At 61.8% G+C, this 15,355-nt stretch carries 3 protein-coding genes; 1 reads left to right on the top strand and 2 read right to left on the bottom strand.

From position 1 onward, the window contains the following. Positions 1–34: 34 nt before the first annotated feature. Positions 35–1,411, bottom strand: a complete 1,377-nt coding sequence (locus P3R38_RS00695; RefSeq protein WP_104882317.1) for an HlyD family type I secretion periplasmic adaptor subunit — start codon at positions 1,409–1,411, stop codon at positions 35–37. Then, entirely contained in the window at positions 1,401–3,557 is a 2,157-nt protein-coding gene (locus P3R38_RS00690; protein ID WP_277686721.1) for a type I secretion system permease/ATPase, read from the bottom strand. The genes P3R38_RS00695 and P3R38_RS00690 overlap by 11 nt, the downstream gene beginning before the upstream one ends. 548 nt (positions 3,558–4,105) lie before the next feature. On the opposite strand from P3R38_RS00690, the gene P3R38_RS00685 reads away from it, so the two are divergent. Further along, positions 4,106–15,304 carry a retention module-containing protein gene (locus P3R38_RS00685; RefSeq protein ID WP_277686720.1) on the top strand — a complete coding sequence of 3,733 codons (11,199 nt, stop codon included), beginning with the start codon at positions 4,106–4,108 and terminating at the stop codon, positions 15,302–15,304. Positions 15,305–15,355: the final 51 nt, after the last annotated feature.

Genomic DNA, 15,355 nt, shown 5'->3' with positions numbered 1-15,355 from the left:
CCGCAAACGCATTCCGCCGACGCTTGCACAGCGCCTAACGCTCCCGCAGCGCCTCGGTCTGCGCCTTGATGATCGGCTTGAGCAGGTAACTCATGATGGTTTTCTTGCCGGTCTTGATATCGACCGTGGCTACCATGCCAGGGATGATGAGCAGCGGATTATCGTCGCTGCCGAGGTGACTGCGCTCGGTGCGCAGACGAATGGGATAGTAAGTGGTCTTCTTGTCCTCATCGAGGATGGTATCGGCGCCTATTTGTTCGAGCTTGGCTTCCAGGCCGCCATAGATGGTGAAGTCATAGGCCGTGAACTTGACCATGGCTTCCTGGCCCGGGTGCAGGAAGGCGATGTCCTTGGGCAGGATCTTGGCCTCGATGACCAGGGAGTCGTCCAGCGGCACCACTTCCATGATGTCGCTGCCCGGCTGGATCACGCCGCCGATCGTATTGACCAGCAACTGCTTGACGATGCCACGCACCGGCGAGGTGACCACGGTGCGGTTGACTCGATCGTCGAGCGCCTTGGTGGTAGCGGTGGCTTTGTTCAGTTCGGTCCGGGCTTCATTGAGTTGGGTCAGGGCATCACTGCGGAACTTGCCGCGCGTTTCCTCGATCTTGCTCTGGATCTCCTTCACCGCCGCCTCGGCGCGGGGAATGGCAAGGGCCGTAGCATCGACCTCGCCGCGGGTTTCTACCTCGGAACGACGCAGGCGCAGGATCTCGACCTGGGAGATCGCGCCTTTGGCCACCAGTGGCTCGGACATGCTGATTTCCTGACGCAGCAGCTGCAGGCTTCTGGCGTACTGGTCGTGCTTGGACTGGAACTCGCGCAGCTCTTGCTGGCGCTGCACCAACTGTTGCTGCAAGCCCCCCACCTCATCGCTTAGCTGCTGACGTCGGCTCTGGTACAGCGACTCTTCGCTCGCGGCCTGGCTGGGCGCTGCGTCGCGCAGTTTCTGGTCGATGTTCAGAGGCGTGCCTTCAACCTCGGCGCTCAGGCGTTCGACACGCAGGGCCATGGCCACGCGATCGGCCTCGGTTTCGCCCTTGTTCGACGCGAAGCGGGTTTCGTCCAGGCGTAACAGTGGCTCGCCCACTTCGACGATCTCCCCTTCCTTGGCGAAGATTTCGGCGACGATACCTCCTTCGAGGTTCTGAATTTTCTGCACCCTGGACGACGGAATCGCCTTGCCCTCGCCCCGCGTCACTTCGTCGATGGGCGCGAAGCTGGCCCAGACGATGAGGAAAATGAAGAAGGTGATCACCCCCCAGATGGTCATGCGCACCACCCGCGGGGCATCTTCGATCAGCGCCTTGTTGACCTCGGGCAGCGGCTGCCCACGGAGCGAATCCGAGCCTTTGAAGTAACGCCGCAGGTGGTCCTTGAGGTGACCGATATCGAGCTTAAGCGACACTGATCTGCCCCTTCTTCAGCGCATCCATGACGGCGGTTTTCGGACCGTCTGCAACCACTTGGCCACGGTCGATGACCACCAGCCGGTCGACCAGCGACAGCAGCGAAGCGCGGTGGGTCACCAGCACCACAGTCTTGGTTTCGATGACCGCCTGCAGGCGCTGCTTGAGGCGCTCTTCGCCGGTGTTGTCCATGGACGCGGTCGGTTCGTCGAGCAACAGGATCTGCGGGTTGAGCAGCAGTGCCCGGCCCAGGGCGACGTTCTGGCGCTGGCCGCCGGAAAGGTTCTGCCCGCGCTCGCCAACCTGCAGCTCGTAGCCATCGGGGTGCAGGCGGGCGAACTCATGCACGCCGGACAGCTCGGCGGCCTGCAGGATCATCTCGTCTTCGATGTAGCGGGCACCACTGACCAGGTTATCGCGAAGGGTGCCGGCCAGCAGTTGGATATCCTGGGGCACGTAGCCGATGTTGTGGCGCAGTTCGCTGACGTCGATCTGGCGAATGTCCACCCCGTCGACCAACAGCGAACCGTTGGAAGCTTCGTACAGGCCGACGATGAGTTTGGCCAGCGAGCTCTTGCCCGAGCCGCTGCGTCCGATGATGCCCACCTTCTCCCCTGGGCGAATGGTAAGGCTGACGTTCTTCAGTGCCTGGTTCTGCTGGTTGGGGTAGGTGAAATCAACACCACGGAACTCGATGGCGCCTTGCAGCACCTGGCGCCTGAGCGGACGCTCTTCGAAATTGCGCTCCTGAGGCAGCTCCATTATCTGGTCGGTGGCAGCCATGGTCACCTTCGCCTGCTGGTAGCGCGCCAGCAGCCCGTTAAGCTGGCCCAGCGGTCCGAGCGCACGGCCGCTGAGCATATAGCAGGCTACCAGGCCACCCATGCTGAGGCTGCCGTCGATGATGAGGTAGACGCCGACGCAGATCATCGCGACCCCGGCCAGTTGCTGGATCAACAGGGTGATGTTCATGGCCAGACCCGACAGCACCTTGACCCGTAGCTCCAGGCGGCTGAGGGTGCCGAGGGTCTGCTCCCACATGTACTGACGTTCGCTTTCGGCGTTGTTGACCTTGACCGCGTCAAGGCCCGCCAAGGTCTCGATCAGGCTCGACTGACGCTCGGAGGCCAGTGCCATGGTCTTTTCCATGGTTGCCATCAAGGGCTTCTGCAAGGCGTAGCCGATACCCAGGGCCAACGGGAAGGCCAGGACGGGAATCCATACCAGGTGCCCCCCGATGATCGCGATCACCATGAGGATGATCAGGGTGAACGGCAGGTCGATCAGGCTGGTGAGCGTCAACGAGGCCAGGAAGTCGCGCAGCCCTTGGAATTCGTGGATGTTCTGCGCGTAACTGCCGACCCGCGCCGGGCGATACTTCATCGCCATGCCGACGATGCGCTCGAACAGCGTCGCCGAAATGATCAGGTCGGTCTTCTTGCCAGCCAGGTCCAGGCACAGGCTGCGCAATCCCTTGAGGATAAGGTCGAAGACATAGGCCCCGGTGATGCCCACCGCCAATACCCAGAGGGTGGAGGTGGCCTGGTTGGGTACGACTCGGTCGTACACGTTCATCACGAACAGTGGTGCGGCCAAAGCGATCAGGTTAATGACCAGGCTGGCGGCGATGGCGTCGATGTAAAGCCATTTGCTGCGCAGCAGCGTATCGCGGAACCAGGAGCGGGCTCGTGGGATGAGGTTGCCGTGGTTGACATCGAACTTGTGCTGCGGCTGGGCGAAGAACACACGGCCACTGTAATCACTAAGCAATGCTTCGCGGCTGACCAGGACCTCGCCACCGTCGCTCTCGCTGAGCAGCAGGCGTGCCGTGTCGGCGTTTTCCCAGCCCAGCAGAACAGCGGCGCGGCCCTCCTTGAGCAACAATATGGCGGGCATGGCGATACTGGGAATCTGCTCCAACCTGCGCTGCAGCAAGCGCCCCTGCAACCCGGCGCGGGCTGCGGCACGGGGTAGCAACTCGGGGGACAGGCGCTGGGCAGGCAGTGGCAATCCGGTGGTCAGCATCACCCGACTGGCAGGCTTTTGATGCAACACACACAAGGTCAGCAGACAGTCCAGCAGGGGATCGTCGTGCTGACTACGCGGATCGTGACTGAGTTGGACTCGACCGACTTCGGATTCCACGTGGCGCTCTCTTCCTTGGTGGTTGAGGGTAACAATCCGTCAACCATGGCCCGATGTTCTTTCAGGTGACGCCTTGGCAACCCAAAGGTTCATGCGTGCATTGAGTATTTCGTACAGGCGCATGTTGCCAGGCAACACTACTTCAAAGACTAACGCCTGGCGCCATGGGCGCAAGCCAAAAGTTACATATAAATCGCCCACACAGCGCTATGACAAAAGGTATCGCCGCCCTTGAGATACAGCGCACCAACCCGGGTGCGGGTCAGGAAGTCGTTACTAAATGATCACCAAGCCCAAGAGCTCACATTCCAACTAATACAAAAGTAAGAGTTGGCAACAAGCGAATTAACGATATGACATTAGATTGCCCAAGTCCTGCGATGAGACTGAGGAGTCAATAGTTCGCCACGTTCCGCCGTTTGAACGGGAAAGACTTCGACACATTGATAATTAAACACTAACTGCATTTCGCCGCACCTTCGACATCGGCTGATTTCACCCATCGGTCGGTCATGGAAGACACGCATCGGGATTATCGGGAGAGCCCTATGAGCACTGTGGTTGCCATCGTCAAAAGCATAGTTGGCCAAGTCATCGCGGTATCCCCAGAGGGCATCCGACGCCTGCTGATCGAAGGTGACCGCCTGTATGCGGGTGAGCAAGTGCTGACCGGGCCGGGTGGCGCCGTCACCTTGCAGCTGGCCGATGGTCGCTACGTGGACTTGGGGCGTGACAGCCAATGGAGCGCCGAAACGCCAGACAGCAGCACCGATTTGAGCCAGGCAACGGCGCAGGCAGCACCCTCGGTCGAACAGTTGCAGCAGGCGATCCAGGCTGGTGTCGACCCGACCACTGCGTTGGAGGCAACCGCTGCCGGGCCAAGCGCCGCGGGCGGTAGCGGCGCTCTCGGTGGCGGACACAGCTTCGTGCTGCTGGAGGCAACTGCGGGAGCAGTCGCACCCACCGTGGGTTATACCACCGGCCCCTTGGACTTCAGCGACGCGCTGAGCCTCGAGCAGTTCGCAGGGTTACAGGCTTCGAATACGACGACGCCTTCCGATCCAGTTGTTGCGGGCACGGCCGTAGTCTTGAGCGCCACTCCTTCGATCAGCGAGGCTGGGGGTTCGATCGTCTATGTCGCCACTGTCGGCCAGGCACCGCTCAGCGACCTCACAGTGACCCTGTCCAATGGCGCGGTCATCGTCATTGCCGCCGGGCAAACCAGCGGCTCGGTGAGCGTAGCGGTTCCTGCCAACGATACGGTTTATGTCGATGACCACGCGGTGTCGGCGAGCATCAGCGGGACCCGCGGAGGTGGCCTGCCGGTCAGCATCGATGGCACCCCCGCCACCACGCGCGTGGTCGATACGGTGGACACCACCACCGCGACCCTCACTGCCAGCCCGGCGGTCACCGAGGGAGGGACTGTCACTTATACCGCAACCTTGAGCAACCCCGCGCAGACGGCCGTGACACTGACGCTGTCCAACGGCCAAGTCATCACTATCGGGGCTGGACAGACCAGTGGCAGCGTAACGCTGCAGACCGCCAACGATGTGTACAAGGGCGGCACGACGCTCAGTGCCAGCCTCACCTCGGCGAGCGGAGGCAACTTCGAACACCTGGAGGTCAATCCGGCCCCTGCCCTGACAGTCGTCAACGACTCGACCGACGACAGCACGGTTACTCTTACTGCGACACCATCGGTGAGCGAGCACGGCACCATCGTCTACACGGCGAGTCTTTCGGCGCCTGTGACGGGTAGTCCGGTGGTGGTCACGCTCGCCAACGGGCAAGCCATCACTGTCCCGGTTGGCCAAAGCAGCGGCACGATCAGCGTGCCGGTGGGCAACGATGTGTATCAATCGCAGGGGCAAGTCACCAACAGCATCACTGGCGTGAGCGGCGGTAGCTACGAGAACCTCGTCGCCAATCCAACGCCAGTGAGCACCACGGTCACCGATGTGCAGGACACGACCACGGTTACCCTAAGCGCAACCCCAAACGTTGCCGAAGGTGGCCAGATCATCTACACCGCGACCCTCAGCAACCCCGGCCAGTCCGCGGTCACCGTCACCCTGAGCAATGGCGTTAGCATCGTCATCGCGGCCAACCAGACCTCAGGCAGTGTCAGCGTGCCGGCGCCGAGCGATGATCGCTATATCGATGCCGGGGTCGTCAGTTCGCGCATCACCAGCGCCACGGGCGGCGACTTCGAGAACCTCACCATCAACGGCACACCTGCGGTGACGACCGTTACTGATACCCCGGATACATCGACAGTGACCCTGACCGCCACCCCATTTGTGGCCGAAAGCGGCACGATCGTCTACACCGCCACGGTCGATGCGCCAGTGACGGGCTCACCGGTCGTGGTGACTCTCGCCAACGGCCAGACCATCACCATCCCGGTCGGGCAAAGCTCCGGCACGGCCACCGGCACCGTGAGCAACGACGTCTACCAAGGGCAGGCACCGGTCAGCAACAGCATCACCGGGGTGAGCGGGGGTAACTACGAGAACCTGGTCGCCAATCCGACGCCGGTGAGCACCACCGTCACCGATGTTCAAGACACCACCACGGTCACCCTGACCGCCACGCCATCGGTGGCCGAGGGTGGCACGATCATCTACACCGCGAGCGTTGGCGCACCGGTCACCGGCAGCCCGGTCGTGATCACCCTGGCCAACGGCCAGACCATCACCATCCCAGTCGGCCAAAGCTCCGGTACCGCCACCGGTGCCGTGACCAACGATGTCTACCAAGGGCACGCGCCAGTCACCAACAGCATCACCAACGTATCCGGTGGCGATTACGAGAATCTGGTCGCCAATCCGGCACCGGTCAGCACCACCGTCACCGATGTTCAAGACACCACCACCGTCACCCTGACCGCCACTCCTTCGGTGGCCGAGGGTGGCACGATCATCTACACCGCGAGCGTTGGCGCACCGGTCACCGGCAGCCCCGTTGTGGTCACTCTGGCCAACGGCCAGACCATCACCATTCCAGTCGGTCAAAGCTCCGGCACCGCCACCGGTGCTGTGACCAACGACGTCTACCAAGGGCACGCACCAGTCAGCAATAGCATCACGGGGGTGAGCGGGGGCAATTACGAGAATTTGGTCGCCAATCCGGCACCGGTCAGCACCTCCGTGACCGATGTTCAGGACTCCACCACCGTCACCCTGACCGCCGCCCCTTCGGTGGCCGAGGGTGGCACGATTATTTACACCGCCTCTGTAGGTGCACCCGTCACCGGTAGTCCAGTGGTGGTCACCCTGGCCAACGGCCAAACCATCACCATTCCAGTCGGCCAAAGCTCCGGTACTGCCACCGGCGCCGTGAGCAACGACGTCTACCAAGGGCACGCGCCAGTCATCAACAGCATCACCAACGTTTCCGGGGGCAATTACGAGAATTTGGTCGCCAATCCGGCACCGGTCAGCACCACCGTCACCGATGTTCAGGACACCACAACGGTCACGCTAACCGCCACGCCGAGCGTCGCCGAAGGCGGGACCATCATTTACACGGCGAGTGTAGGAGCACCGGTCACCGGCAGCCCGGTTGTGGTCACCCTGGCCAACGGCCAAACCATCACCATTCCAGTCGGCCAAAGCTCCGGCACCGCCACCGGTGCCGTGACCAACGACGTCTACCAAGGGCACGCGCCAGTCACCAACAGCATCAGCAATGTCAGCGGCGGCAACTACGAAAACCTCGTCGCCAATCCGACGCCGGTGAGCACCTCCGTGACCGATGTTCAAGACACCACCACGGTCACCCTGACCGCCACGCCGAGCGTCGCCGAAGGCGGGACGATCATCTACACCGCCACGCTCAATGCGCCAGTGTCAGGTTCGCCGGTCCTGGTCACCTTGGCCAACGGCCAGACCATTACCATTCCGGTCGGGCAAAGCTCCGGTACTGCCACCGGCGCCGTGAGCAACGACGTCTACCAAGGGCAGGCACCGGTCACCAACAGCATCACCGGGGTGAGTGGCGGTAACTACGAGAACCTGGTCGCCAATCCGACGCCGGTGAGCACCACCGTCACCGATGTTCAAGACACCACCACGGTCACGCTGACCGCCACGCCAAGCGTCGCCGAAGGCGGGACCATCATTTACACGGCGAGTGTAGGAGCACCGGTCACCGGCAGCCCGGTCGTGATCACCCTGGCCAACGGCCAGACCATCACCATTCCAGTCGGCCAAAGCTCCGGCACCGCCACCGGCGCCGTTAGCAACGACGTGTACCAAGGCCACGCGCCAGTCACCAACAGCATCACCAACGTTTCCGGTGGCGATTACGAGAATCTAGTCGCCGATCCGGCGCCGGTCAGCACCTCCGTCACCGATGTTCAAGACACCACCACGGTCACGCTGACCGCCACGCCATCGGTGGCCGAGGGTGGCACGATTATTTACACCGCCTCTGTAGGTGCACCCGTCACCGGTACTCCAGTGGTGGTCACCCTGGCCAACGGTCAAACCATCACCATCCCGGTCGGCCAAAGTTCCGGCACCACCACCGGTGCCGTGACCAACGACGTTTACCAAGGGCACGCGCCAGTCAGCAATAGCATCACGGGGGTGAGCGGCGGTAACTACGAGAATCTGGTCGCCGATCCGGCACCGGTGAGCACCACAGTCACCGATGTCCAGGACACCACCACCGTCACCCTGACCGCCACCCCTTCGGTGGCCGAGGGTGGCACGATCATCTACACCGCGAGCGTTGGCGCACCGGTCACCGGCAGCCCCGTTGTGGTCACTCTGGCCAACGGCCAGACCATCACCATTCCAATCGGTCAAAGCTCCGGCACCGCCACCGGTGCTGTGACCAACGACGTCTACCAAGGGCACGCACCAGTCAGCAATAGCATCACGGGGGTGAGCGGGGGCAATTACGAGAATTTGGTCGCCAATCCGGCACCGGTCAGCACCTCCGTGACCGATGTTCAGGACTCCACCACCGTCACCCTGACCGCCACCCCTTCGGTGGCCGAGGGTGGCACGATTATTTACACCGCCTCTGTAGGTGCACCCGTCACCGGTAGTCCAGTGGTGGTCACCCTGGCCAACGGCCAAACCATCACCATTCCAGTCGGCCAAAGCTCCGGTACTGCCACCGGCGCCGTGAGCAACGACGTCTACCAAGGGCACGCGCCAGTCATCAACAGCATCACCAACGTTTCCGGGGGCAATTACGAGAATTTGGTCGCCAATCCGGCACCGGTCAGCACCACCGTCACCGATGTTCAGGACACCACCACCGTCACGCTAACCGCCACACCGAGCGTCGTCGAAGGCGGGACCATCGTCTACACCGCCAGCGTGGGGGCTCCCGTCACCGGTAGTCCAGTGGTGGTCACCCTGGCCAACGGCCAAACCATCACCATTCCAGTCGGCCAAAGCTCCGGCACCGCCACCGGTGCCGTGACCAACGACGTCTACCAAGGGCACGCGCCAGTCACCAACAGCATCAGCAATGTCAGCGGCGGCAACTACGAAAACCTCGTCGCCAATCCGGCACCGGTCAGCACCTCCGTGACCGATGTTCAAGACACCACCACGGTCACCCTGACCGCCACGCCGAGCGTCGCCGAAGGCGGGACGATCATCTACACCGCCACGCTCAATGCGCCAGTGTCAGGTTCGCCGGTCCTGGTCACCTTGGCCAACGGCCAGACCATTACCATTCCGGTCGGGCAAAGCTCCGGCACCGCCACCGGTGCCGTAACCAACGACGTCTACCAAGGGCAGGCACCGGTCACCAACAGCATCACCGGGGTGAGTGGCGGTAACTACGAGAACCTGGTCGCCAATCCGACGCCGGTGAGCACCACCGTCACCGATGTTCAAGACACCACCACGGTCACCCTGACCGCCACGCCATCGGTGGCCGAGGGTGGCACGATTATTTACACCGCCTCTGTAGGTGCACCCGTCACCGGTAGTCCAGTGGTGGTGACCTTGGCCAACGGTCAAACCATCACCATTCCAGTCGGTCAAAGCTCCGGCACCGCCACCGGTGCTGTGACCAACGACGTCTACCAAGGGCACGCACCAGTCACCAACAGCATCACCAGCGTTTCCGGGGGCAATTACGAGAATTTGGTCGCCAATCCGGCACCGGTCAGCACCACCGTCACCGATGTGCAGGACACCACCACCGTCACCCTTACCGCCACGCCATCGGTGGCCGAGGGTGGCACGATTATTTACACCGCCTCTGTAGGTGCACCCGTCACCGGTAGTCCAGTGGTGGTGACCTTGGCCAACGGTCAAACCATCACCATTCCAGTCGGTCAAAGCTCCGGCACCGCCACCGGTGCTGTGACCAACGACGTCTACCAAGGGCACGCACCAGTCACCAACAGCATCACCAGCGTTTCCGGGGGCAATTACGAGAATTTGGTCGCCAATCCGGCACCGGTCAGCACCACCGTCACCGATGTTCAGGACACCACCACCGTCACCCTGACCGCCACCCCTTCGGTGGCCGAGGGTGGAACCATCATCTACACCGCCAGCGTCGGCGTCCCCGTCACCGGCACCCCGGTTGTGGTCACTCTGGCCAACGGCCAGACCATCACCATCCCAGTCGGTCAAAGCTCCGGCACGGCCACCGGTGCTGTGACCAACGACGTCTACCAAGGGCACGCGCCAGTCACCAACAGCATCACCAGCGTTTCCGGGGGCAGTTACGAGAACCTGGTCGCCAATCCGGCACCGGTCAGCACCTCCGTGACCGATGTTCAAGACACCACCACGGTCACCCTGACCGCCACGCCGAGCGTCGCCGAAGGCGGGACGATTATCTACACCGCCACGCTCAATGCGCCAGTGTCAGGTTCTCCGGTCCTGGTCACCTTGGCCAACGGCCAGACCATTACCATTCCGGTCGGGCAAAGCTCCGGTACTGCCACCGGCGCCGTGAGCAACGACGTCTACCAAGGGCAGGCACCGGTCACCAACAGCATCACCAGCGTTTCCGGTGGCAGTTACGAGAATTTGGTCGCCAATCCGGCACCGGTCAGCACCACCGTCACCGATGTGCAGGACACCACCACGGTCACCCTGACCGCCACGCCGAGCGTCGCCGAAGGCGGGACCATCGTCTACACCGCGAGTGTGGGGGCTCCCGTCACCGGTAGCCCGGTTGTGGTCACCCTGGCCAACGGCCAGACCATCACCATCCCGGTCGGTCAAAGCTCCGGCACCGCCACCGGTGCCGTGACCAACGACGTCTACCAAGGGCACGCGCCAGTCACCAACGGCATCACCGGGGTGAGCGGGGGTAATTACGAGAACTTGGTTGCCAATCCGGCACCGGTCAGCACCACCGTCACCGATGTTCAAGACACCACCACGGTCACCCTGACCGCCACGCCAAGCGTCGCCGAAGGCGGGACCATTATCTACACCGCCAGCGTCGGCGCCCCCGTCACCGGTAGTCCAGTGGTGGTTACCTTGGCCAACGGTCAAACCATCACCATCCCGGTCGGTCAAAGCTCCGGTACTGCCACCGGTGCCGTGACCAACGACGTCTACCAAGGACACGCGCCAGTCACCAACAGCATCAGCAATGTCAGCGGCGGCAACTACGAAAACCTGGTGGCAAACAATAGCCCGGTCAGCAGTACAGTCACCGATGTACAGGAGACCACCACCGTCACATTGACGGCCACACCTACCGTGACAGAGGGCGGCCAGATCGTCTATACCGCGACCCTGACCAACCCTGCGCAAACCGCGCTTACCTTAACCCTGAGCAACGGCCAGACCATCACCATCGGCGCCAACCAATCCTCCGGCAGCGTGACGGTGGCCGCACCTTCCGATGACGTCTACATCGACGCTGGACCAGTCAGTGCCACGATCACCAATACCAGTGGCGGCAACTTCGAGAACCTCGTGGTCAACCCGGCGCCAGCGGTCACGGCCGTTTCCGATACCCTGAACAACACCACACTAGGGATCTCCGGCAGCGCGGCAGTGGCCGAGGGCAACAATGCCACCTACACCCTGACCCTGAGCAATGCCCCGCAAACTGACGTCACCGTCAAACTGAGCTATAGCGGTACGGCGACCAATGGCGTCGACTACACCGGCGTCGCAACTGTGGTGATCAAGGCCAACAGCACCCAGGCAACCTTCACTATCCCCACCCTCAAGGACGCCATCAATGAGGGCACCGAACAGATCAATGTGAAGATCGACTCAGCCACAGGCGGCAACTTCGAAGGCCTTGTGATCAACGCCGGTGCATCCAGTGTCACGACCCAGATCTATGAACCCGCCCCAGTGCTGGACCTCGATGCCAACGACTCCAGCGGCAAGAACGGCGCGGACTACCAGACCACCTTCACCGAGAACGGCAACGGCAATTCCATCAGTGACCTGGACATCTCCATCACCGACTTCGACAGCAGCCAACTGACCGGCGCTACCGTCACCCTGACCAATCGCCAGCCTGGCGATGCGCTCAACCTCGGCAACAGCGTCAACGGCATCACCGTCACATCAAGCGTGACCGACGGCAAAGTGGTGCTCACCTTGAGCGGTGCAGCGTCGCTGGCAGACTACATGCAGGCCATCAAGAACATCACCTTCGTCAACACCAGCGACGACCCAAGCACTACACCCCGCGTGATCACCGTTACCGTGACCGATGGGGTCAACGTTTCCAACACGGCCACCACCACGGTCAATGTGGTTGCGGTCAACGATGCGCCAGTCACCATAGGTGGGGCGGCCACTGGCTCGGAGGACACCGATCTGGTGCTGAACTGGAGTGACTTCAACATCACCGACGTCGACAGCTCCGCCGCAAACCTTGGGGTGACTATCACCAAGCTGCCTGACCTCGGGAACTTGAAGTACTTCAACGGCACGGCCTGGGTGAACGTGACGGTCAACCAGACCATCAGCCAGGCAGACATCGCTGCAGGCAAACTCAAGTTCGTACCGCTGACCAATCAGTCGGGGGCCGATGGCTACGGCGGCTCCGGCGTGGGCAACAAGCAGGCCGATTATGCCCAGGTCAAATACAAGCCCACCGACGGCAGCAGCCCAGGTAGCGAGGCGACGCTGAAGGTGGACATCACACCCGTCGCCGACAAACCTGAGCTGAACATTGGCAACAACAACGTCAACTCCCTAGGCCTGACCAAAGAAACCTGGAACACCCTCACCGGCTTGACCAACAGCGGCAACGGTATCACCGGTGATGCGTTGAAATCCGTGTTCGCCAACTCCGGCAGTGCGAGCAAGAGCGAAACCACGACCAATGTGCAGTCCGAGGCCAGCGTCGCCGCCCAGTCCGGCTCGAAAACTTCGGGCCTGATCTATCTGGAAGCCGGCAAGACCTATACCTTCAGCGGCACGGCTGATGACAGTCTGCTGGTCAATATCGGCGGCAAGACGGTGGTCACCGCCACCTGGGGTGCGGGCGGAAATGTCTCGGGCAGCTTTACACCCAGCGCTAGCGGCTACTACACCCTGGAGATCTACCACGCCAACCAGGCCGGGCCAGGCAGCTACGACATCAACATCAAGGTCGGCAACGGTTCGGTCGGCGACTTCAACAGTGCGACTATCCCGATGTACCCCAACGTCACCGAGTTGGCTAACGCCGGGGTGACGGTGTCTGACCTGCATGGCAGCAATGGCCAGGGTTACTACGATGGCTACAAGCTCAATGAAGGGCCAGAGAACGGCAGCGTCAAGCTGGTGGGCATCAGCACCAGCCTGACCGATACCGACGGTTCGGAAACCTTGAGCGTCAAGCTTGCCGGGATTCCGGCAGGTTCGGTGGTGAGCGACAACGCGGGACACAGCATCACCGTGGGTGCAACGGCGGTCGATGTCACTGGCTGGAACCTGGGCAGTCTGGCGATCAAGCCACCGGCTTACTACTCTGGCCAGTTCGACGTGAAGATCACCTCCACCTCCAAAGAAGGCGTGGGAGGCAGCCAAGCCATCAACGAAGGCTCGGTTAAAGTCACCGTCTACCCGGAAAACTACACCTCCAGCAACCTGGGTACCGATAGCGACACCGCGACCGGTACCGTGAACAACGATCTCATCGTCGCCGATGTGACAGGCCTGCACGTCGTGGCGGGGAAGGACTACAACATCGCATTCATCGTCGACACCTCGGGCAGCATGGGGGCGTCCGGTGTGGATGCCGCCAAAGCCTCCATGGAGTCGGTGTTCCGGACCTTGGCCGCCAGCGTCAAGGGTGCACAATCGGGCACGGTGAACATTCTGTTGGTGGACTTCGCCACGCAGGTCAAGAGTTCCATCTCGGTTACCCTCAATGACACCGGGCTCAAGACCTTGCTCAACGCCCTGGGCACCATGAGCTCAGAGGGCGGCACCAACTACGAGGACGCCTTCAAGACCACCGCCAACTGGTTCCAGAATCTCAAGAATGCCGGCAACACTGGCAGCAACCAGACGTTCTTCATCACCGACGGCCAACCGACCTACTACCAGACCGGCGAGCAAGCCAACCCGAACCTGGCCAACAGCAGCGTGAAACTCGATACCTTCCTCAGTAGCATCAACTACAAGGCTGGTGACACTGTCACGAACTACCAGCTCGACACCACCAACCGGGTATCGATCGACAGCAGCGGCAAACTGACCGCCGAGACGCGCGGCAGCTTCGACCTACTGACCTGGAGCTACAAGTGGAACACCGTGACCAGCGGCACGATTCGCGCCGAAGGCAATGGCGGCTATGAGCTGTCGACTCGCGCAGGTACTGGCAACACCACCAATGATGCAACGTTGAACAACTCCAACGACAGTTTCAAGATTCTCGCGGCGCTGTCGGTAGTGGAGGCAATCGGCCTGAACAGCGGCGTCGATACGAACGATCTGAAACCCTTCGACTCGGACAAGACGCCGCAATCGAACATCGACCCCAGCAAACTGGCGGAGGCCATCCTTGGCCACACCGAAGTGACACAGCCCGGCTCGGACAGAGTCGATGGCGGCGATGGCCACGACATCATCTTCGGTGACCTTGTCACCTTCGACTCGATCCCTGGCACCGGCGTGGAAGCGATCCAGACCTATGTTGCCCTCAAGCTCGGTGTGGATGCGGGCGACGTGGATGCGCGAACGATGCACAAGTACGTTTCCGAGCATTACTCCGAGTTCGATATCTCCCGCGCCAACGACGGTGCCGATACATTGATGGGAGGTGCTGGCAACGACATCATCTTCGGCCAGGGCGGGAACGACTACCTCGATGGCGGCAAGGGCAATGACATCCTCCTGGGCGGCGCGGGTAACGACACCCTGCTGGGGGGCGACGGCAACGACCTGCTGTTTGGCGGAGCCGGCAATGATGCCCTGACCGGCGGCAAGGGTAACGACATCCTCAGCGGCGGCGCCGGCGCGGACACCTTCGTCTGGAAGCTCGGCGACATCGGCCAGGATGTGATCAAGGACTTCAAAATGAGCGAGGGCGACCGTCTTGACCTGAGCGACCTTCTGCAGGGGGAGCGTGGATCGACGATCGACAACTACCTGAAGATCACCACCGTTGGCGGTGAGTCGACCCTGCAAATCAGTACGGAGGGCAAGCTCAATGCTGCCGGGGGGCTGGCCAATGCCGATGTCTCGATCAAGCTGGAAGGGGTCAACTTGTCCAACACCACGATCAATTCGCTCATAAGCGGTGCCGACCCGACCATCAAGATCGACAATTCCAATAACTGACCGGCAGGCGCAGCTCGGGAACTTTGCCTAAGCTGCGCATAGCTCAACCGT

Origin of the sequence: Pseudomonas sp. NyZ480 (assembly GCF_029537255.1) — a bacterium.
Lineage (GTDB): Bacteria > Pseudomonadota > Gammaproteobacteria > Pseudomonadales > Pseudomonadaceae > Aquipseudomonas > Aquipseudomonas taiwanensis.
Note: the sequence above shows the minus strand (reverse complement) of the source record. Positions and strands in the feature narration are given on the sequence as shown.

Bases quoted from the DNA above. Each gene is read 5' to 3' on its own strand.
- P3R38_RS00685 (WP_277686720.1), top strand. From the start codon at position 4,106: ATGAGCACTGTGGTTGCCATCGTCAAAAGCATAGTTGGCCAAGTCATC.